18 protein-coding genes and 1 pseudogene are annotated in these 18,797 nt (G+C 71.5%); 8 read left to right on the plus strand and 11 right to left on the minus strand.

From position 1 onward, the window contains the following. Window positions 1–50: 50 nt before the first annotated feature. The 6 genes and pseudogenes from ABT342_RS25970 to mshD form a co-directional block, all read right to left on the minus strand. Window positions 51–347 (minus strand): annotated as a pseudogene (locus ABT342_RS25970) (CHAD domain-containing protein); the annotation flags it as partial. Then, a complete protein-coding gene (locus ABT342_RS25975; RefSeq protein WP_351578496.1) occupies window positions 334–2,556 on the minus strand; it encodes an RNA degradosome polyphosphate kinase in 2,223 nt (740 codons plus the stop codon). The gene ABT342_RS25975 and the pseudogene ABT342_RS25970, both read right to left, overlap by 14 nt. A 189-nt stretch (window positions 2,557–2,745) precedes the next feature. Continuing rightward, window positions 2,746–3,651 carry an ABC-2 membrane transporter-related protein gene (locus ABT342_RS25980; RefSeq protein WP_351578499.1) on the minus strand — a complete coding sequence of 302 codons (906 nt, stop codon included), beginning with the start codon at window positions 3,649–3,651 and terminating at the stop codon, window positions 2,746–2,748. Beyond that, window positions 3,648–4,529 carry an ABC transporter ATP-binding protein gene (locus ABT342_RS25985; RefSeq protein ID WP_351578502.1) on the minus strand — a complete coding sequence of 294 codons (882 nt, stop codon included), beginning with the start codon at window positions 4,527–4,529 and terminating at the stop codon, window positions 3,648–3,650. The genes ABT342_RS25980 and ABT342_RS25985 overlap by 4 nt, the downstream gene beginning before the upstream one ends. After that, the gene (locus ABT342_RS25990; RefSeq protein WP_351578505.1) at window positions 4,526–4,924 is read right to left on the minus strand and encodes a GntR family transcriptional regulator; all 399 of its coding nucleotides are present in this window, start codon (window positions 4,922–4,924) and stop codon (window positions 4,526–4,528) included. Before ABT342_RS25990 ends, ABT342_RS25985 begins: the two co-directional genes overlap by 4 nt. 96 nt (window positions 4,925–5,020) lie before the next feature. Then, entirely contained in the window at window positions 5,021–5,962 is a 942-nt protein-coding gene (gene mshD, locus ABT342_RS25995; RefSeq protein ID WP_351578508.1) for a mycothiol synthase, read from the minus strand. A 138-nt stretch (window positions 5,963–6,100) separates the two neighbouring features. Here mshD and ABT342_RS26000 point away from each other — a divergent pair, with 138 nt between their 5' ends. Further along, the gene (locus ABT342_RS26000) at window positions 6,101–7,945 is read left to right on the plus strand and encodes a bifunctional metallophosphatase/5'-nucleotidase (protein WP_351578511.1); all 1,845 of its coding nucleotides are present in this window, start codon (window positions 6,101–6,103) and stop codon (window positions 7,943–7,945) included. A gap of 151 nt (window positions 7,946–8,096) precedes the next feature. Beyond that, window positions 8,097–8,969, plus strand: coding sequence for a phosphatidylinositol-specific phospholipase C (locus ABT342_RS26005; protein WP_351578514.1), 873 nt, complete (start codon window positions 8,097–8,099; stop codon window positions 8,967–8,969). Here ABT342_RS26005 and ABT342_RS26010 read toward each other — a convergent pair. The 5 genes from ABT342_RS26010 to ABT342_RS26030 form a co-directional block, all read right to left on the minus strand. Then, window positions 8,934–10,388: a HAMP domain-containing sensor histidine kinase gene (locus ABT342_RS26010; RefSeq protein ID WP_351578517.1), complete on the minus strand. Its 1,455-nt coding sequence runs from the start codon at window positions 10,386–10,388 to the stop codon at window positions 8,934–8,936. The two genes, ABT342_RS26005 and ABT342_RS26010, sit on opposite strands and share 36 nt — an antisense overlap. Continuing rightward, window positions 10,385–11,077, minus strand: coding sequence for a response regulator transcription factor (locus ABT342_RS26015; protein WP_351578520.1), 693 nt, complete (start codon window positions 11,075–11,077; stop codon window positions 10,385–10,387). Before ABT342_RS26015 ends, ABT342_RS26010 begins: the two co-directional genes overlap by 4 nt. After that, entirely contained in the window at window positions 11,074–12,024 is a 951-nt protein-coding gene (locus ABT342_RS26020) for a S1C family serine protease (protein ID WP_351578522.1), read from the minus strand. The genes ABT342_RS26015 and ABT342_RS26020 overlap by 4 nt, the downstream gene beginning before the upstream one ends. 214 nt (window positions 12,025–12,238) lie before the next feature. Further along, window positions 12,239–13,264, minus strand: coding sequence for a LacI family DNA-binding transcriptional regulator (locus ABT342_RS26025; RefSeq protein ID WP_351578524.1), 1,026 nt, complete (start codon window positions 13,262–13,264; stop codon window positions 12,239–12,241). Window positions 13,265–13,288: 24 nt separating this feature from the next. Next, window positions 13,289–14,083: a response regulator transcription factor gene (locus ABT342_RS26030; protein ID WP_351578526.1), complete on the minus strand. Its 795-nt coding sequence runs from the start codon at window positions 14,081–14,083 to the stop codon at window positions 13,289–13,291. Window positions 14,084–14,338: 255 nt separating this feature from the next. On the opposite strand from ABT342_RS26030, the gene ABT342_RS26035 reads away from it, so the two are divergent. The 6 genes from ABT342_RS26035 to ABT342_RS26060 all read left to right on the plus strand — a co-directional run bounded on the left by ABT342_RS26035 (window position 14,339) and on the right by ABT342_RS26060 (window position 18,719). Further along, window positions 14,339–15,187, plus strand: a complete 849-nt coding sequence (locus tag ABT342_RS26035; protein ID WP_351578529.1) for an alpha/beta hydrolase — start codon at window positions 14,339–14,341, stop codon at window positions 15,185–15,187. A 34-nt stretch (window positions 15,188–15,221) separates the two neighbouring features. Continuing rightward, window positions 15,222–15,476, plus strand: a complete 255-nt coding sequence (locus ABT342_RS26040; protein ID WP_351578531.1) for a MoaD/ThiS family protein — start codon at window positions 15,222–15,224, stop codon at window positions 15,474–15,476. Then, window positions 15,412–16,563, plus strand: a complete 1,152-nt coding sequence (locus tag ABT342_RS26045; protein ID WP_502965617.1) for a hypothetical protein — start codon at window positions 15,412–15,414, stop codon at window positions 16,561–16,563. The genes ABT342_RS26040 and ABT342_RS26045 overlap by 65 nt, the downstream gene beginning before the upstream one ends. A 75-nt stretch (window positions 16,564–16,638) precedes the next feature. Further along, the gene (locus tag ABT342_RS26050; protein ID WP_351578536.1) at window positions 16,639–17,331 is read left to right on the plus strand and encodes an LmeA family phospholipid-binding protein; all 693 of its coding nucleotides are present in this window, start codon (window positions 16,639–16,641) and stop codon (window positions 17,329–17,331) included. 317 nt (window positions 17,332–17,648) lie between these two features. Continuing rightward, window positions 17,649–17,729 carry a putative leader peptide gene (locus tag ABT342_RS26055; RefSeq protein WP_351578657.1) on the plus strand — a complete coding sequence of 27 codons (81 nt, stop codon included), beginning with the start codon at window positions 17,649–17,651 and terminating at the stop codon, window positions 17,727–17,729. Window positions 17,730–17,873: 144 nt separating this feature from the next. Further along, on the plus strand, window positions 17,874–18,719 hold the full coding sequence (locus ABT342_RS26060) for a sulfurtransferase (RefSeq protein ID WP_351578538.1): 846 nt from the start codon (window positions 17,874–17,876) through the stop codon (window positions 18,717–18,719). Window positions 18,720–18,797: the final 78 nt, after the last annotated feature.

An 18,797-nucleotide genomic window follows, 5' to 3' on the forward strand; every position in this document is an offset into this window, starting at 1 on the left:
GCGCCCGCGCCCGAGAGGCGGGCGAGGGCGTCGAGGAGGCGGGTGAGGCGGGCGGTGTGGGCGTGCTCCTGGGCGAGCAGGGCGGAGAGCCAGGCGAGTTCGGTGCGCAGCTGGTCCGCCCAGGCGGGGTCCAGCAGGGGGCGGTAGGTGTGCAGGGCTCCGCTGATGCGGCGCGCGGCGCGGCGCAGGGTGTGGGCCGCTTCCTCCGCGCCCGCCGTGTCCGCGCCGCTCTCGCCGTGCACACGCAGGCCGCGCAGGAAGTCCGCGGCCTGCGTGTGCAGATATCCGGCCAGGACCTGGTCGGCGCCGGCCCCCTGCGGCACCAGGGGAAGGTCAGGGCTGTGCACGCCGGCGCCTCCGCGCGTCAATGAGCATTTCCTGTACGTGCCGCAGCGGCTGGCCGTCGGAGTCCGAGGAGTGCCGGGTCCATTCGCCGTCCGGGCCGAGGTGCCAGGACGTCGTGGAGTCGGCCATGCCGGTCTCCAGCAGTCGGCTCAGGGCCACACGGTGTGCCGGGTCGGTGACCCGGACGAGTGCCTCGATGCGGCGGTCGAGGTTGCGGTGCATCATGTCGGCGCTGCCGAACCACACCTCCGGGTCGCCCCCGTTGCCGAAGGCGAAGATCCGCGAGTGCTCCAGGAAGCGGCCGAGGACCGAGCGGACCCGGATGTTCTCCGAGAGACCCGGGACGCCCGGACGGATCGCGCAGATGCCGCGTACCCATATGTCCACCGGCACCCCGGCCTGCGACGCCCGGTAGCAGGCGTCGATGATCGCTTCGTCGACCATCGAGTTGACCTTGATGCGGACGTACGCGGGGCGCCCCGCCCGGTGGTGGGCGGCCTCCTTGTTGATCCGGGAGATCAGTCCGTCGCGCAGCGACTTGGGCGCGACGAGCAGCCGGCGGTACGTCTCGCGGCGCGAGTAGCCCGACAGCCGGTTGAACAGGTCGGACAGGTCGGCCCCGACCTGCGGGTCGGCCGTGAGCAGGCCGAGGTCCTCGTACAGCCGTGCCGTCTTCGGGTGGTAGTTGCCGGTCCCGACGTGCGAGTAGCGGCGCAGGGTCTCGCCCTCCTGGCGGACCACCAGCGACAGCTTGCAGTGCGTCTTCAGGCCGACCAGGCCGTAGACGACATGGCAGCCCGCCTCCTCCAGCTTCCGCGCCCACTTGATGTTGGCCTGCTCGTCGAAGCGGGCCTTGATCTCGACGAGGACGAGGACCTGCTTGCCCGCCTCCGCCGCGTCTATGAGCGCGTCGACGATCGGCGACTTGCCCGACGTCCGGTACAGCGTCTGCTTGATCGCGAGTACGTCCGGGTCGCCGGCGGCCTGCTCCAGGAAGGCCTGGACGGACGTCGAGAAGGAGTCGTACGGATGGTGCAGCAGTACGTCCCGCTCGCGCAGCGCCGCGAAGATGTCGGGCGCGGACGCCGACTCGACCTCCGCGAGGTCCCGGTGCGTGCCCGCGACGAACTTCGGGTACTTCAGCTCCGGCCGGTCCTGCGAGGCGATCCCGAACAGCCCGGTGAGGTCCAGCGGCCCCGGCAGCGGGTACACCTCGGACTCCGAGATCTTCAGCTCGCGTACGAGCAGGTCGAGGACGTACGGGTCGATGGACTCCTCGACCTCCAGGCGCACCGGCGGCCCGAAGCGGCGCCGCAGCAGCTCCTTCTCCAGGGCCTGGAGCAGGTTCTCCGCGTCGTCCTCCTCGACCTCCAGGTCCTCGTTCCTGGTCACCCGGAACATGTGGTGCGCGAGCACCTCCATGCCGGGGAAGAGCTCTTCGAGGTGCGCCGCGATGACGTCCTCCAGCGGGACGTACCGCTGCGGGGACGCCTCCAGGAAGCGCGACAGCAGCGGCGGCACCTTGACCCGGGCGAAGTGGCGGTGGCCGCTGACCGGGTTGCGTACGACCACGGCCAGGTTGAGCGAGAGCCCCGAGATGTACGGGAACGGGTGCGCCGGGTCCACGGCCAGCGGGGTGAGCACCGGGAAGATCTGCTGGCGGAACAGCGTGAACAGGCGCGCCTGCTCCTTCTCGGTGAGCTCGGGCCAGCGGATGAGGTGGACGCCCTCGTCGGCCAGGGCCGGGGCGATGTCCTGCTGGTAGCAGGCGGCGTGCCGGGCCATGAGCTCGCGCGAGCGGTTCCAGATCAGCTCCAGGACCTCACGCGGCTGCAGGCCGGACGCCGAACGGGTGGCGACGCCGGTCGCGATGCGGCGCTTCAGGCCCGCCACCCGGACCATGAAGAACTCGTCCAGGTTCGAGGCGAAGATCGCGAGGAAGTTCGCCCGTTCGAGGAGCGGCGTCGCCGGATCCTCGGCCAGTTCGAGCACCCGCTCGTTGAACGCGAGCCAGCTGCGCTCGCGGTCCAGGAAGCGGCCCTGGGGCAGCTCCGCACCCTCTGTGTCGTCCTCGTACGCGTCGAGGTCGGCATCGATGTCGTGTTCCAGGTCGGACACCGGGGCGGCGACCGTATGCGGGCGGTGCGCGGCTATGGAACCGACGGACGGCTGAACGTGCTGGACCGGGACCTCGGCGGGCTGCTGGCTCATGACCCCATTCTTCCGCGCGAAGGGGTGCTCGGGCGCGTCGGAGCGGGCCGTGATGGAGGGAGGTCGCCCCTTTTTCGGGGCCGGCACGGCGGGCTGCATTCAGAGAGGGTCGCAAGGATCCCTGAATGCCCGGTAACGAGAACATGACACCTGGGCACCGCGCCGGTTCCCGGCGCGGTGCCCAGGGGCCTACGCGTGGTGCCGGCGCAGCACCCGGAAGGCGACGGTCGTGACGAGGACGGCGAGAGCGAGGACGATACCGGTCTCGACGAGCTGGAGCGGCCAGAAGTGGGAGACGGGGTGGTGCTCGACGAACTCGGTGTAGGCCCCCGATTCGTCGTTGCACCACGCGGGCGCCGGGGCGGAGCAGTCCTCCCAGTACAGGCGCTCGCCGGAAGGGCTCAGCCTGCCGTACTCCACCCACCAGTCGTCGGCGGTGTTGGTCAGAGTGTTGGGCATGCCCTTTCCGACCGACAGGACCATGGGCCACAGGTGCTCGCGCACCTGGGCGAGCGCGAGCAGTACCCCGCCGGTGGCGAGACCCGCCAGGCTCATCGCGACGAGCGTACGGCGCACCAGCAGTCCGCCGAGCGCCCCGAACGCGGTGGCCAGCAGCCCGTACGCCACGGCTACGGTGCCGGAGGAGGCGTACACCTGCTTGTCCCAGAGCTGGAGGAACATGCTGTCCTCCACGGCGCCGCGGGTCCACCGGAAGAGGGCCACCAGCAGGGCTCCCCCCGCCACGACGACCACCGTCGGGATCGCCAGCCGGCTCGCGAGCCAGCGGGCGGGCGAGACCGACTGCGTCCAGGCCAGGCGGTACGTCCCCGACTCCAGCTCGCGGGCGACGAGCGGCCCTGCGACGTAGGCGGCGACGAGCAGCGGCAGCAGCATGATCGCCGTGCTGGAGTAGTCCAGCACGATCAGCAGCCAGTTGTACGGGTCCACCGAGGCCGTGACCGGGTCCGCGGTGACGTACCAGGTGCGGGCCACGATCAGGACGGTGGCGCCGACCGCCGCCAGCGCCAGCGTCGTCCTCAGCGCCCGCCGGTGCTGCGCGACGACGACCCAGTGCGTACCGGACAGCCCGCTCATGCGGAGACCTCCTCGGCGGCCTCGGCGGCCTCGGTGGACGCGGAGCGCATATGGGCCAGCAACAGTTCCTCCAGGGACGGTTCCGCGCTCTGCCAGTCGTCGGCGAGCGGAGCTTCGGGGCGCAGGCGTACGAGCGCGGTGCGCTGTCGCCCCGTCGTGCGGGACTCGACGACGGTGTGCGGGGCGAGGCTCGCGGCCGCGGGGCCGGTCACCAGGCGGTGCGCGGCGATGAGGTCGTCGATCGGGCCGGCGAGCCGTACGCCGCCGCCGTCGACGAGCAGGAGGTGGTCGCAGCCGCCCTCCAGCTCGGCGACGACGTGCGAGGACATCACGACCGTCGTGCCGCGCTCGGCGGCGTCGGCGAGCAGCAGGCCCGTCAGCTGGTGGCGGGCGAGCGGGTCGAGGTCGGCCATCGGCTCGTCGAGCAGCAGGAGTTCGGGCCGTTTGCCCATCGCGAGGGCGAGGGCGACGCGGGTGCGCTGGCCGCCGGAGAGGGTGCGGACGCGTGCGCCGAAGTCCAGGTCCCCGGCCTCGACGATCCTGGTCGCGGCCTCGTCGTCCCAGCGGCCGGGGTTGAGCTCGCGCCCCATGCGCAGGGTGTCGTCGATGGTGAGCTGCGGCGGGAGCGGCTTGTCCTGGCCGACGTACGCGAGCTTCTCGCGGGCGGATGCGGGGTCGGTGCCGAGGACGCGGATGGTGCCCTCGGTGGGGCGCAGCAGGCCGGCGGCGAGCGTCAGCAGGGTGGACTTCCCGGCTCCGTTGGGGCCGACGACGGCGCAGATCGCTCCGGCCGGCAGCCGGAAGGAGCAGTCGCGCAGGGCCCAGGCCCGCCGGAACCTCCTGCCGAGCCCGTCGGCCTCAAGTGCTGTGTCCGTCATGTCTCGTCCCCCTTGCGGTCGTGCGTGAAGTGCTCGTCGAGTACGGCGCTGAAGAGTGCGGCCACGTCGTCCCGCTCCAGGCCCGCCGCCCGTGCCCGGCGTGCCCAGTCGGCGAGTTCGCCGCGCAGGGGGGAGTCGGCGGGGGCGGTGCCCAGGGATTTGCGTACGAAGGTGCCGAGGCCGCGCCGGGCCTCGACGAGGCCCTCGCGTTCCAGCTCGCGGTAGGCCTTGAGCACGGTGTTCGGATTGATCGCCGTCGCCTCCACCACCTCGCGGGCGGTGGGCAGCCGGTCACCGGGCTCCAGCAGGCCGAGGCGCAGGGCCTGTTTGGTCTGCTGGACGATCTGCAGATAGGTGGAGACGCCGCTTCTCCGGTCGATCCGGTATTCGATCATGCCTGCATCACCACCCTTTCACTAATCAAGTAGTGAAAGGGTGGTGCAAGAAAGGGGGCGGTGTCAACCGCCCCCTGTCGCGCTACGCGGTCGCGGTCACGTCTCCGTGCGGTACATCAGGTCCACCTCGTGCGTGACGAAGCCGAGCCCCTCGTACACCCGCAGCGCCGCCGGGTTGTCCGCGTCCACGTACAGCATCGCCGTCGGCATGCCCTGCGCCGCCAGATGGCGCAGGCCGATCGCGGTGAGCGCCTTGCCGAGGCCGGTGCCCTGGGCGTCCGGGCTGACGCCGAGCACGTACACCTCGCCGAGCTGCTCCTCGGCGTGGATCTTCGTCCAGTGGAAGCCGACGATCTTGCCGGTGCCGCCCTCGGTGCTCTCGCGCTCCGCGAGGAAGAAGCCCTTGGGCTCGAACCAGGGCTCTTCCTTGCGGTCGTCGAGGTCGCGCTGGGTGAGCGAACCCTGCTCGGGGTGGTGGGCGAAGGCCGCCGCGTTCACCGCGAGCCAGGCCGCGTCGTCCTGGCCGGGGAGGAACGTACGGACCGTCACGCCCTCGGGGAGCCGCGGCTCCGGGATGTCGAGCGGGCTCAACGAGCGGCGCAACTGGCGCAGTTCGCGGAACAGGGTCAGCCCGAGGACCTGGGAGAGGTGGCGGGCGGCCGACTTGCCGCCGTGCGCCCACACCCGCAGCCGCTTGCCGGACGCCGCGAGCAGCGCGTTGCCGAGCGCCCGGCCGTGGCCGCGGCCGCGGTGGCCGGGGTGGACGACCAGCTCGGCGGCCGGGGCCTCGACCGGGTCGGTGTCCTCCAGTTGGGCGTAGCCGCGCAGATCGCCGGCGACGGTGAGCAGGAAGTGCCGTACGCCCTCGCGCCGCCCGTGGCGGAGTACGAGCCGGCCCTGCTCGGAGACGGCCTGCATGCCGTCGGCGCGGGCGGCCACGGACAGCAGAGCGAGGACGTCCTCGGCCTGCTCGGGGGTGAGTTCGTCGAGGATCTGGATCTGCCGGCCGGGCTCGAGGGCGGGGGCTGCGTCAGTCATACGACGAGGGTACGGCGCCGGGCCGCACCTGACGGAAACCCACCCGTAACCCGTTACCCCCTGTCGCGCTACGCGCGTTGACCCTAGGCTGCCCGGCTGAGTACCAATGTCCAAACGCTGAGACTGACAAGGGGACAGATGTCAGCGACACCGCATCAGAAGCGCCGCCGCCTCATCACCGCCGTCGCCGGACTGACCACCATCGGCGCGCTGGTCGCCGCGATGCCCGCCGGGGCCCAGGACCGCGGCCAGAGCCGCGACACTGGTCGCGGCCACGACCACGGCCACGGATACGGCCGCACCGTGGACGTGCAGCTGCTGTCCTTCAACGATCTGCACGGGAACCTGGAACCGCCGGCCGGCTCGGCCGGGCGGCTCACCCACATGAACCCGGACGGCACCACGAAGACGATCGAGGGCGTGGGCGGCGCCGAGTACCTCGCGACGCATCTGCGCGAGGCCCGCAAGGGCAACCGGTACTCGATCACCGCCGCCGCGGGCGACATGATCGGCGCCTCGCCGCTGCTCTCCGGGCTCTTCCACGACGAGCCGACGATCGAGGCGCTGAACAAGCTGGACCTCGACGTCACCTCGGTCGGCAACCACGAGTTCGACGAGGGCGCCAAGGAGCTGGCCCGGATCCAGAACGGCGGCTGTCACCCGACCGAGGGCTGTTTCGAGAAGAAGCCGAACGGCAAGCCCAAGAAGTTCAAGGGCGCGGACTTCCCCTTCCTCACCTCCAACGTGACGCACGAGAAGAGCGGCGAGCCGCTGCTCGACCCGTACTTCATCTGGGAGAAGAACGGGGTGAGGATCGGCTTCATCGGCGTCACCCTGGAGGGCACCCCGGACATCGTCTCCGCCGAGGGCGTCAAGGGCCTGAAGTTCGGCGACGAGGTCGAGTCGATCAACAAGTACACCAAGGTGCTGGAGCGCAAGGGCGTCAAGTCGATCGTCGCCCTCCTCCACGAGGGCGGGGCCCCGGCGTCGCCCGCGTACAACTACAACTGCGACAGCCCCGGCCCCGGTGACGGCATCTCGGGCCCGATCGCCGACATCGCCAAGAACGTCAGCCCGCAGGTCGACGCCCTGGTCACCGGCCACACCCACCAGGCGTACGCGTGCACGATCCCCGACCCGGCCGGCAAGCCGCGCACGGTCACGTCGGCGGCGTCCTTCGGCAAGCTCTACACGGACACGACGCTCACGTACGACCGCCGCACCCGCGACATCGTCCGTACGTCCGTGGCCTCGGCCAACCACGTCGTCACGCGTGACGTGGCCAAGGCCGACGACATGACCGCGCTCATCGACCGCTGGAACACGCTCGCCAAGCCGATCGCGAGCCGTCCCGTCGGCCACATCGCCGCCGACATAGACAACCCCTTCGAGGCGATCGAGAAGCCGCTCGGCAATCTGGTCGCGGACGCCCAGCTGGAGGCCCTCGCCCCGGCCGACAAGGGCGGTGCGCAGCTCGCCATCATGAACCCGGGCGGTATCCGCGCGCCGCTGACGCGCGCGTCCTCCCCCGGTGGTGAGGGCGACGGGGTGGTGACGTACGGCGAGGCGTTCACCGTGCAGCCGTTCACCAACATGATGACGTCCGTCGACCTGACCGGAGCCCAGCTGATCACCGTGCTCCAGCAGCAGGTCAGCGGCGCGAACCAGGCGGCCCCGAAGATCCTCCAGGTGTCGAAGGGCTTCACGTACACCCTGGACATGACGAAGTCCGGCGCCGACCGGATCGTGACGAGCTCCGTGAAGCTGAACGGCGAGGCGATCGACCCGGCGAAGACCTACCGGGTCGCGATGAACGAGTTCCTCGCGGGCGGCGGCGACGGCTTCCCCGTCCTGAGGGAGCACAAGAACAAGCTGGTGGGCGCGTCCGACCTGGACGCCCTCATCGCCTACTTCGCCGCGCACTCCAGCGCGAGCGCCCCGCTGGCACCGCCGGCGACCGACCGGATCACGGTCATCAAGTAGCAGCAGCCTGAGTGAGGGGCGGCGGATCTTTGGTCCGCCGCCCCTCACGTCTTTCCGTGCGCCCCGTAGTTGTGTCATGGCCATGTCTGCCATCATCCGGGTGCCGACCGCGGCTCCCCCACGCCGCGGAGGCCGACGAAGGAGACGGCACATGTCCCTGACCAGACGTGGTTTCCTCATCAGCGCGGCGGGTGCGTCCGCATCCGCCCTCATCGGGGCGGCACCCGCCGTCGCCCGTGTCCTGGGCACCCAGGACTGGATGAGCGGCATCGACGGCGGGCGGTCGCTGGGATCGCTCACCATCCCCGGAACGCACGACTCCGGCGCCCGCTTCGGCGGCCCCTGGTCCGAGTGCCAGAACACCACCATCGCGCAGCAGCTCGACTCCGGGATCCGGTTCCTCGACATACGCTGCCGGGTCACCGGCGGCTCCTTCGCCATCCACCACGGCGCCTCGTACCAGAACATGATGTTCGGCGACGTGCTCATCGCCTGCCGCGACTTCCTCGCCGCCCACCCCGCCGAGACCGTCCTCATGCGGGTCAAGCAGGAGTACTCCCAGGACGGCGACGCCACCTTCCGCGGGATCTTCGACGACTACCTCGACAACCGCGGCTGGCGCCCGCTCTTCCGCATCGGCGACACGCTCCCCGCCCTCGGCGAGGCCCGCGGCAAGGTCGTCCTCATCGCCGACAACGGCGGGCTGCCCGGCGTCAAATGGTGGGACGGCGGCCTCTTCGACATCCAGGACGACTGGAACGCCGCGCCGAACACCAAGTACCCCAAGATCGAGGCCCACTTCCGCAAGGCGGCCGCCGCCCCGCAGCCGGGCAGGCTCCACATCAACTTCGTCAGCACCGCCGCGTACCTGCCGCCCCGCTGGAACTCCGACAACCTCAACCCGCGCGTCCACCGCTTCCTGGACGGCGCCGAGGCGGGCGGCTGGAGGGGGCTCGGCATCGTGCCGATGGACTACCCGAACACCCGCTCAGGGCTGGTCGACTCGCTGATCCGCCACAACTGACGGCGGGACCGGCGGGAGGGGCGGGTCCGGCGGCGGTGTCGGGGCGCCCGGCAGCCGGATGACGGCGACCGTCCCGCCGCCCTCCGCCGGGCGCAGCTCCACCTCGCCGCCCGCCTGCCGCACGGTCCGGGCCACGATCGACAGACCGAGGCCCGATCCGGGCAGCGCGCGGGCGGACGGGGAGCGCCAGAAGCGTTCGAAGACGTGGGGGAGTTCGTCGGGCGGAACGCCCGGCCCGTGATCGCGTACGGTCAGCACGCCGCGGTCCAGCAGCACCTCCACCGCCCCGCCCGGGGGCGAGAACTTCACCGCGTTGTCCAGCACGTTCACCAGCGCCCGCTCCAGCGCCGCCGGCTCCGCCCGTACGTACCAGGGCCGCAGCTCGGCGCCGATCGTGAGCTCCGGGCCACGCAGCCGGGCCCGCTCCAGCGCCGTGCGCGCGATGTCGTGCAACGCCACGACCTGGACAGGTCCCGGCGTCGCGCTGTCCGGACGGGACAGCTCCTGGAGATCGCCGATCAGCGCCGCCAGCTCGGTCATCTGCGCCTTCACGGAAGCCAGCAGCGCGGCCCGGTCCCCGGGCGGCAGCGCCCGGCCCGTCTCCTCGCTGCGCGCGAGCAGCTCGATGTTCGTCCGCAGCGAGGTCAGCGGGGTGCGCAGCTCGTGCCCGGCGTCGGCGATCAGCTGCGCCTGCCGGTCGCGGGAGGAGGCGAGCTGGGCGGTCATCTGGTTGAAGGAGCGCGACAGCCGGGCGATCTCGTCCTCGCCGTCGACGGGGATGCGTACGGTCAGATCCTCGGTACGGGCCACGTGCTCGACCGCGTCGGTCAGCCGGTCCACCGGCTTCAGTCCGGTACGGGCCACCCACAGTCCGGCCGCTCCGGCGGCGACGACGCCGACGCCCGCGAGGGCGGTCAGCAGCAGGGCGAGCCGGTTCAGCGCGGCGTCGATCTCGTGCAGCGGGCGGGCGACCGAGACGGTCACCTCGCCGATGCCCCGCAGCGACATCCGTGTGGTGTGCACCCGTACGTCGGCGCCGTCGTCCGTCGTGCTGCTGTGCAGGGCGTCGGTGCTGAGGCCGCGCGCGACCGCGATGTCCTCCGACTGGACCTTCACCGGTACGGAGTACGGGGTGACGCAGCGGCCGCCGGCCGCGTCGACGACCTGGACGTACGCGAAGGTCGTGCCCGTCCCGGCCACCGCGTTGAAGTCGGAGTCACGGCACTGGGCCAGGGCGGTCGTCACCGCGTCGGCCTGGGCGGTGCTGTTGCGCAGCGAGGTGTCGAGCTCGTGGTGCAGCTGCGTGCGGGCGAGCAACCAGCACGCGACGGCCACCGCCGCCACCGCGACCGCGACGGCCGTCGCGGTCAGCAGCGCGAGCCGGGAGCGCAGGGGCAGCGCCTGGAACCGTCTGATCACTCGGGCGACCCTTCCCGGAGCGCGTAGCCGACTCCCCGCACGGTGTGTACCAGGCGCGCTTCGCCGCCCGCCTCCGTCTTGCGCCGCAGATACATGACGTACACGTCCAGCGAATTGGAGCTCGGCTCGAAGTCGAAGCCCCAGACGGTCTTGAGGATCTGCTCCCGGGTCAGCACCTGACGTGGATGCGACAGGAACAGCTCCAGGAGCGAGTACTCGGTACGGGTCAGCTCGACGCGGCGCGCGCCCCGGGTGACCTCGCGGGTGACCAGGTCCATCCGCAGATCGGCGAAGGACAGCGCGTCGCTGGGGGCGGGCGTGTACGAGCTGCGCCGCAGCAGCGCCCGGATCCGGGCGAACAGCTCGTCCAGCTCGAACGGCTTGACCAGGTAGTCGTCCGCCCCGGCGTCGAGCCCGGTGACGCGGTCGCCGACGGTGTCGCGGGCCGTGAGCATCAGGATGGGCAGCGTGGATCCGGAGGCACGGATGCGGCGGGCCGCCGTCAGCCCGTCCACGCGGGGCATCTGGACGTCGAGCACGACGAGGTCGGGCGCGTACGACTCCACTTTGGCGAGGGCGTCCGCGCCGTCGACCGCGACCTCGGTGGCGTACCCCTCGAAGGCGAGGCTGCGCTGGAGGGCCTCGCGTACGGCGGGCTCGTCGTCGACGATGAGGATGCGATCGGTCATTGCCCCAGCGTCGCACGCAGGCTGTCGAGGTCGGCCTTGACCGTGTTGACCGGGATGGCGAAGCCGAGCCCGACGCTGCCGGGGGCCTGGGCGCTGTTCGCCGCACTCGGCGCGTACATCGCCGAGTTGATGCCGATGATCTCGCCGTTCATGTTGATCAGGGCGCCGCCGGAGTTGCCGGGGTTCAGCGAGGCGTCGGTCTGGATGGCCTTGTAGGTGGTCTTCGAGTCGCCGGTGTCGCCGTTGAACTCCTGCCCGCCGAATTCGAAGGGCCAGTTCTGCCGGGGCTCCTGCTGCGTGCCCCGGTCCTTCGCCACGGTGACGTCTCTGTCAAGCGCGGAGACGATTCCGCTGGTCACGGTCCCGGTGAGGCCCTCGGGCGAGCCGATGGCGACGACCTGTTCGCCGACCGTGAGGCGGTCGGAGTCACCGAGGGTGGCGGCCTTGAGCCCGGTCGCGCCCCGCAGCTTGACCAGGGCGAGGTCCTTGTCGGGGTCGGTGCCGACGACGTCCGCGGTGTACGACTTGCCGTCGCTGAGAGTGACCTTGACGGTGTCGGCGCCGGAGACGACGTGGTTGTTGGTGACGACCTCGCCGTCCGCGGTGATGATCACGCCGGAGCCGGTGGACCGGCCGCCGGTGGTCTCCGCCCCGATCTCCACGATGCTGGGGGAGACGGCCTGGGCGACCCCGGCGACGGTCCCCTTGCTGCTCCGCGCCACATTGCTGCCGCTGACCCCGACCGACACCCCGACGACCTCGCCCCGCTCCACGAACGTGGCCACCCCGCCCCCGACCCCCGCGGCGACGACCGCGACGGCGACGAGCAACGCGACGGGCCGCTTGGCACGCGGGGCGGGCGCGGGTGCGTGCGGGGGCGGAGGCGGGTAGCCCCACTGCGCGTGCGTGCTCCCGTCGGCTTCGCTGCTGCGGTAGTAGTCCGTCATGCTCCCGACTCTGGCCCCCACACATGAGAACGCCCTGAGGCTCTCCTGAGAACGTTGTGGGCATTCGTTCCGCAGGGCGGAACGGGTGGGCACAACCCCCGGGGGCGGCGCCGTTACGTCCCGGGCCCACCCCGGCGGGCCCCGGGCCCCCGGCCGCGCGCCGGAGAACGGGGCCCTCGGGCCCGGCGCCTTTACACCGCACGCCCCCGGAGGGTCACGCCTCGCAGCCGCACGACCGCCGCACGATCAGCGCCGACGGGAACTGCTTCACACGTTCCCGGCGCGACCCCACGACCCGCAGCCCGTCGTCCAGGACCAGATCCACCGCCGCGCGGGCCATCGCGGGGCGGTCCGAGGCGATCGTCGTCAGGGGCGGGTCCGTCAGACCCGCCTCCTTGACGTCGTCGAAGCCCGCCACCGCCAGCTCACCGGGCACGTCGATACGCAGCTCGCGCGCCGCCCGCAGTACCCCGATCGCCTGGTCGTCGGTCGCGCAGAAGATCGCCGGGGGCCGCTCCGGGCCGGAGAGGATCTTCAGGGCGACCAGATACGCGTCGTAGCGGTTGTACGGGGCCTGGAACAGCCGGCCCTCCACCGACCGTCCGGACTCCAGCATCGCCCGGCGCCAGCCCTCGACGTGGTCGGCCACCGGGTCACCGACCGCCGGGGTGTTCTCGATGCCGCCCAGACACGCCACGTACGCGTGCCCGTGCTCCAGCAGATGCCGCGTCGCCAACTGCGCGCCGCCGATGTCGTCCGTCACGACCGCGACGTCGTCTATCGCCTCGGGCCGCTCGTGCAGCAGCACCACCCGCGCGTCCCACGCCTCGATCTCCGCGGCCGCCCGCTCGCTCATGCCCTGGCTGACCAGGATCAGCCCGGCGACGCGCATCCCGAGGAACGCCCGCAGATAGTGGACCTCGCGCTCGTCGCGGTAGTCGGAGTTGCCGACGAGGACCATCTTTCCGCGGTCGGCCGCGGCCCGCTCCACCGCGTGCGCCATCTCCGCGAAGAACGGCTGCCGGGCGTCCGGGACGATCATGCCTATGAGGTCCGTGCGCCGCGAGGCCATGGCCTGGGCGACCCGGTCGGGCCGGTAGCCCAGCTCCTTGATCGCGGCGAGTACACGCTCGCGCGTGGCCGGGGCGACCGGCCGGGGTCCGTTATTGATGACGTAGCTCACGACCGCGGTCGAAGTACCCGCCAGTCGCGCTACATCGTCCCGCGTCACCTTGGCCACGCGCGAAAGTCTACGCGGGGTGACCTACCCCTGGGCAGGGCGTACGGCCGCTTCGACCTTCTGCGCGGACTCCGGAGCCGGAGCCTTCGCCGAAGCCTTCGCCGAAGCCTTCGCCTTGTTGGCGGTCTCCTCGGCCGCCCGCTCCACCTTCTCCGGCGTGACGAAGCGGTACCCCACGTTCCGTACGGTCCCGATCAGCGACTCGTGCTCCGGCCCGAGCTTCGCCCGTAGCCGCCGTACGTGCACGTCGACCGTGCGCGTACCGCCGAAGTAGTCGTAGCCCCAGACCTCCTGCAGCAGCTGCGCCCGGGTGAAGACCCGGCCGGGGTGCTGCGCCAGGTACTTCAGCAGCTCGAACTCCTTGAAGGTCAGGTCCAGGACCCGCCCCTTCAGCTTCGCGCTGTACGTGGCCTCGTCGACCGACAGGTCGCCATTGCGGATCTCCATCGGGGAGTCGTCCACGCCGATCTGCTGGCGCCCCGTCGCGAGCCGCAGCCGCGCCTCGACCTCGGCGGGGCCCGCCGTGTCGAGAAGTACGTCGTCCACGCCCCAGTCGGCGGTGACGGCCGCCAGGCCGCCCTCCGTCACGACGAGGAGCAGCGGGCAGCCGGGCCCGGTGGAGCGGAGGAGCTGGCAGAGGCTGCGGATCTGCGGGAGATCGCGCCGGCCGTCGACCAGGATCACATCGGCACCGGGGGTGTCGACGAGAGCCGGTCCCTCGGCGGGGGCCACCCGCACGTTGTGGAGGAGCAGGCCGAGGGCGGGGAGCACCTCCGTCGACGGCTGAAGAGCGTTCGTGAGGAGCAGCAGAGAGCTCATCGCACGCCACCTGCCCCTGCCATTGCCACTGCCAGGGTTTTCGTCCTGCGGTCGTGCACGGTTCGCTCGCCCATAACGTCGGTTCCTCCTCGGTCCCTGCGAGGACGTTTGCGGCACTGCTTCTTGCAACCGGCCGCGGCCCCCGCGCCCTGGGTCCGCGATCGTTTCGTTCACCTGCCTGTAACAACGGGCAGAAAACACAAAAGGACCCGGGGGCTACGTCGCCAGGGTCCTCTGCCAAGCAGAATAGCCCACATGAGTTCCGTGGCAGAGGGCCGAATCACAGGATCTCCTGTCACCTCCGTCACTGTGGGGGTGCTCCGGACCGAGGACGACGTCCTTATCGAGGCGGTGTACGAGCCGTGTACGTCCGGGGAATCCGACACGGCGATCGTGATCGCGCACGGCTTCACCGGGTCGGCGGGGCGCCCCTCGGTCCGGCGCGCGGCGCGCGTCTTCGCCGGACACGCGGCCGTCGTCACCTTCTCCTTCCGAGGTCACGGCGGCTCCGGCGGCCGCTCCACGGTCGGTGACCGCGAGGTGCTGGATCTGGCCGCCGCCGTCGCCTGGGCCCGTTCGCTGGGCCACCGCAGGGTGGTGACTGCCGGCTTCTCCATGGGCGGGTCGGTGGCGCTGCGGCACGCGGCGCTGTACGGAGCGGTAGGCGCGGCGCACGCGGTGGGCTTCCCCCCGCACGCCCAGGCGCATGGGGGGCACAACGGGGCACACACCGACGCCGTCGCCGCCGTGAGCGCCCCCGCCCGCTGGTACTACCGGGGTACGCCCCCGATGCGCAGGGTGCACTGGGTCGTCACCCGGCCCCTCGGCCGCCTCGTCGGGCGCTACGGCTTCGGCACCCGTATCCACCACGAGGAGTGGGACCCGGTCCCCCTCTCCCCGGTCGAGGCGGTCCCGCTGATCGCCCCGACCCCGTTGCTCATCGTGCACGGCCACCGCGATCCGTACTTCCCGCTCGACCATCCGCGGATGCTGGCCGCGGCCGGGCCCTCGGAACTGTGGCTGGAACCGGGCATGGGACACGCGGAGAACGCGGCGGACGACGCACTGCTGGACAGGCTCGCGCGCTGGCTCGTCCGCGCGTAGCCCATCATGGGTAGCTGACGAAAGGAGTGCCGCTATGGCAGCGGGGACGATCCGCTACTGGGCGGCGGCCAAGGCCGCCGCCGGAGTGGCCGAGGAGCCGTACGCGGCGGAGACCCTGGCAGAGGCGCTCGACGCCGTCCGCCAGAAGCACCCGGGTGAACTCGCCCAGGTACTCCAGCGGTGTTCGTTCCTGGTCGACGGCGCCGCCGTGGGGACGCGCGGACATGAGACCGTACGCCTTGCCGAGGGCGGCACGGTCGAGGTGCTCCCGCCGTTCGCAGGAGGGTGAACCGCACAGCATGAGCAGCAGCGATCAGCAGTATCCGTACGCGCAGGAGCCGTACGCCCACGAACCGTACGCCCACGAACCGTACGCGGACCCCGACGTCACCCAGACGTGGGAGGGCCAGACCTGGGACACCCAGTACCAGCCGGTGTACCAGCCCGCCTCCGAGACGGCGTACCTGCCGAACCCGGCCACGGGTTCGTACCCGCTGCCTCCCGAGGCGGCGGCACCCGCGTACGAACAGCCGTCGGTGCAAGAGGCAGCGGCACCCGCAGCCGCATCCGCAGCGGCACCCGCGTACAACCCGCCGACGACGATGGGCAACGCCCGGATCACCGACGCGCAGCGCGCCCGCGCCGAGGGGCGGTCGCCGATCATCCCGCCCGGCATCCAGCCCGCCGGGCTGACGGCGGTGCTCGGTCTGCTGCTCGCGGGCGCCGGCGCCATCGGCTCGTCGTACGTCCTGCTCGTTCCGCTGATCCTGCTCCAGGGCCTCACCGCCGCCGGCTGGTTCCGGCTGAACGGCATGTGGCCCGCCCGCCAGGGCATCGCGCTCGCCTTCGCCGGCGGCCTCGCGGCGGACGCCGCGCTGCTCGCCGCGGGCCGCGAGCACGCACCCGCGGCCATCATCGGGACGCTCGGCGTCTGGGTCCTGCTCACCCTCGTGCTCCAGCTGCGCAGCCGGGCCGACGCCGACGAGCGGATGTACGGCCTCATGGCCACGGTCGCCTCCGCCGCGCTGACGATCCTCGCGGCCGGGTACCTCGCCGCCGCGCCGGACGCCGTCGTCGTCGGCGGTGCGGCGGTCGCCGCCGCCACCCTCGCCCGCGCGCTGCCGCTGCCGGGCGCCGTGTCGGTCGTCGTGGCCCTGCTGGCCGCGGCGGGCGCCGCGGTCGCGGCCGGACCGGTCGCCGGTACGGGCGCGGGCGGGGCGCTGCTGGGCCTCGGAGCCGGGGTGTGCGCGCTGGTCGGGCTGCGGGTGGCGAGCTACGACTACCCGTCGCGGTTCGTCCACATGACCGCGGGCATCGCGCTGCCGCTGACCGCGGCTGCGCCGATGGTGTACCTGCTGGGGCGGGCACTGGTCTGAACTGCACGGAACTAATAGCGTGCGGTCGGACGTAGATCACACGTCGACCGAAAATAGGTGGGGGAACACCGAACGATGCGCGCACTTCGCATACTGCTGATCACCGTCGTGATCCTGGGCGGTCTCTTCGCGATCGCCGACCGGCTCGTGCTCAACTTCGCCGAGTCGGAGGCCGCGGACAAGATCAAGGCCAGCCAGGGCCTGGGGGGCACGACCGAGGTCTCGATCGCGGGCTTCCCCTTCCTGACCCAGGTCGCCGGTAAGGAACTCGACCGCGTCGACGTCACGGTGACGGGCATCGAGACGACCGCCGGCGGCAGCAACGTCCGCATCAGCGAGATGACCGCCTCGCTCCACGACGTACGCCTGGAGAACAACTACTCCTCGGCCACCGCCGCGACCGCGACCGGCACGGCCGTCGTCTCCTACGCCGACCTGACCAAGGCCGCCGAGGGCGAGGACGTCGTGGTCGCCTTCGGCGGCAACGGCAAGGTCAAGGTCACCGGCTCGGTCCAGGTGCTCGGCCGGTCGGTGTCGCGCAGCGTGCTCTCCACGATCAGCGTCGTGAACGGCGACACGCTGCGGGTGCGGGCCGACAAGGTGCCCGGCGAGGGCATTCCGGGGCTGGAGGAGATGGTCCGCGAGAAGACGGACTTCGACCGCAAGATCGGCGGGCTGCCGAACGGTCTCAAGCTGGACAAGATCGAGGCGCGTGAGGACGGCGTGGCCATCACGGTCACCGGCACGAACGTTCCGCTGGCGGGCTGATCACCGTCCGCGCGGGGCGGCGATGACGCCCCGCGCGGACGGGGGTGAGCCCCGCGCCCCCGGACAGCGGCGGCGCCCGCCGCCCCCGCATCCCGGCCGTGACGCGCCGCCCCGGCAGCGACGTCACCCGCACAGACCGCGCTGATCGGATCGTGAGACGGCGACGTCCGGTCCGCAGATGGCGGGCGGTCTCCGGAGGCCGCCCGCCGCGTCGTACGGCGCCCGACCTCCCCGCAGGTACCACGATACGGACGATCGCGTCTCAAAATACGACACGCCGGTGACACGGCAGCCTGGTCGTCCCTACGATCGGACGCATGAGGCGACAGGTGGATCTCACGAAGCGGCGGGCAGTAGACCTGTGTCGCGTCGCCACCATGCTCTGTCGCGCCATCTGAGCGGAAGCCCTGCTTCCGTATCTCTCGGGCCCCGCGCGCCCCTACCGGGCCAGGGCCACCCCCGTGCCGTACGCCGATCCGGCGTACCCCCGCACACCCCTCACGCATCACACCCGCCGCACACTGCCCCGGAGGAGAAACAGCATGAGCCGCAGCGACGTCCTGGTCGACGCCGACTGGGTCGAGGCCCACATCGAGGACCCGAAGGTCGTCATCGTCGAGGTCGACGAGGACACCTCCGCGTACGACAAGAACCACATCAAGAACGCGATCCGGATCGACTGGACCAAGGACCTCCAGGACCCGGTCCGCCGCGACTTCATCGACCAGGACGGCTTCGAGAAGCTGCTGTCCGCCAAGGGCATCGCGAACGACTCCACGGTCGTCCTCTACGGCGGCAACAACAACTGGTTCGCCTCGTACGCCTTCTGGTACTTCAAGCTCTACGGCCACCAGGACGTGAAGCTCCTCGACGGCGGCCGCAAGAAGTGGGAGCTCGACTCCCGCGACCTGGTCGACGGCTCCGAGGTCCCCAGCCGCCCGGCCACCGAGTACAAGGCCAAGGCCCAGGACACCTCCATCCGCGCCTTCCGCGACGACGTCGTGGCCGCGATCGGCAGCCAGAACCTGGTCGACGTCCGTTCGCCCGACGAGTTCAGCGGCAAGCTGCTCGCCCCGGCCCACCTCCCGCAGGAGCAGTCGCAGCGCCCGGGTCACGTCCCGTCCGCCCGCAACATCCCGTGGTCGAAGAACGCCAACGACGACGGCACCTTCAAGTCGGACGACGAGCTGAAGGCGCTCTACGCCGACGAGCAGGTCGACCTGGCGAAGGACACGATCGCCTACTGCCGCATCGGTGAGCGCTCGGCCCTGACCTGGTTCGTCCTGCACGAGCTGCTGGGCGTCGAGAACGTCAAGAACTACGACGGCTCGTGGACCGAGTACGGCTCCCTCGTCGGCGTGCCGATCGAGCTCGGCGCCAACAAGTAAGACCAGCGGGACCCGGCAGGGCCCAGCAGGACCCCGGAGCCGTACCTCCGGACCCCTCTACCCGTAAGGACAGGAAAA

This window comes from Streptomyces sp. NPDC000410, from assembly GCF_040300305.1.
GTDB lineage: Bacteria > Actinomycetota > Actinomycetes > Streptomycetales > Streptomycetaceae > Streptomyces.

What these genes read in the sequence shown, in the direction of transcription:
- ABT342_RS25975 (WP_351578496.1), bottom strand. Translation starts at nt 2,556, where the DNA reads ATGAGCCAGCAGCCCGCCGAGGTCCCGGTCCAGCACGTTCAGCCGTCC.
- ABT342_RS25980 (WP_351578499.1), bottom strand. Translation starts at nt 3,651, where the DNA reads ATGAGCGGGCTGTCCGGTACGCACTGGGTCGTCGTCGCGCAGCACCGG.
- ABT342_RS25985 (WP_351578502.1), bottom strand. Translation starts at nt 4,529, where the DNA reads ATGACGGACACAGCACTTGAGGCCGACGGGCTCGGCAGGAGGTTCCGG.
- ABT342_RS25990 (WP_351578505.1), bottom strand. Translation starts at nt 4,924, where the DNA reads ATGATCGAATACCGGATCGACCGGAGAAGCGGCGTCTCCACCTATCTG.
- mshD (WP_351578508.1), bottom strand. Translation starts at nt 5,962, where the DNA reads ATGACTGACGCAGCCCCCGCCCTCGAGCCCGGCCGGCAGATCCAGATC.
- ABT342_RS26000 (WP_351578511.1), top strand. Translation starts at nt 6,101, where the DNA reads ATGTCAGCGACACCGCATCAGAAGCGCCGCCGCCTCATCACCGCCGTC.
- ABT342_RS26005 (WP_351578514.1), top strand. Translation starts at nt 8,097, where the DNA reads ATGTCCCTGACCAGACGTGGTTTCCTCATCAGCGCGGCGGGTGCGTCC.
- ABT342_RS26015 (WP_351578520.1), bottom strand. Translation starts at nt 11,077, where the DNA reads ATGACCGATCGCATCCTCATCGTCGACGACGAGCCCGCCGTACGCGAG.
- ABT342_RS26020 (WP_351578522.1), bottom strand. Translation starts at nt 12,024, where the DNA reads ATGACGGACTACTACCGCAGCAGCGAAGCCGACGGGAGCACGCACGCG.
- ABT342_RS26030 (WP_351578526.1), bottom strand. Translation starts at nt 14,083, where the DNA reads ATGAGCTCTCTGCTGCTCCTCACGAACGCTCTTCAGCCGTCGACGGAG.
- ABT342_RS26035 (WP_351578529.1), top strand. Translation starts at nt 14,339, where the DNA reads ATGAGTTCCGTGGCAGAGGGCCGAATCACAGGATCTCCTGTCACCTCC.
- ABT342_RS26040 (WP_351578531.1), top strand. Translation starts at nt 15,222, where the DNA reads ATGGCAGCGGGGACGATCCGCTACTGGGCGGCGGCCAAGGCCGCCGCC.
- ABT342_RS26045 (WP_502965617.1), top strand. Translation starts at nt 15,412, where the DNA reads ATGAGACCGTACGCCTTGCCGAGGGCGGCACGGTCGAGGTGCTCCCGC.
- ABT342_RS26050 (WP_351578536.1), top strand. Translation starts at nt 16,639, where the DNA reads ATGCGCGCACTTCGCATACTGCTGATCACCGTCGTGATCCTGGGCGGT.
- ABT342_RS26055 (WP_351578657.1), top strand. Translation starts at nt 17,649, where the DNA reads ATGAGGCGACAGGTGGATCTCACGAAGCGGCGGGCAGTAGACCTGTGT.
- ABT342_RS26060 (WP_351578538.1), top strand. Translation starts at nt 17,874, where the DNA reads ATGAGCCGCAGCGACGTCCTGGTCGACGCCGACTGGGTCGAGGCCCAC.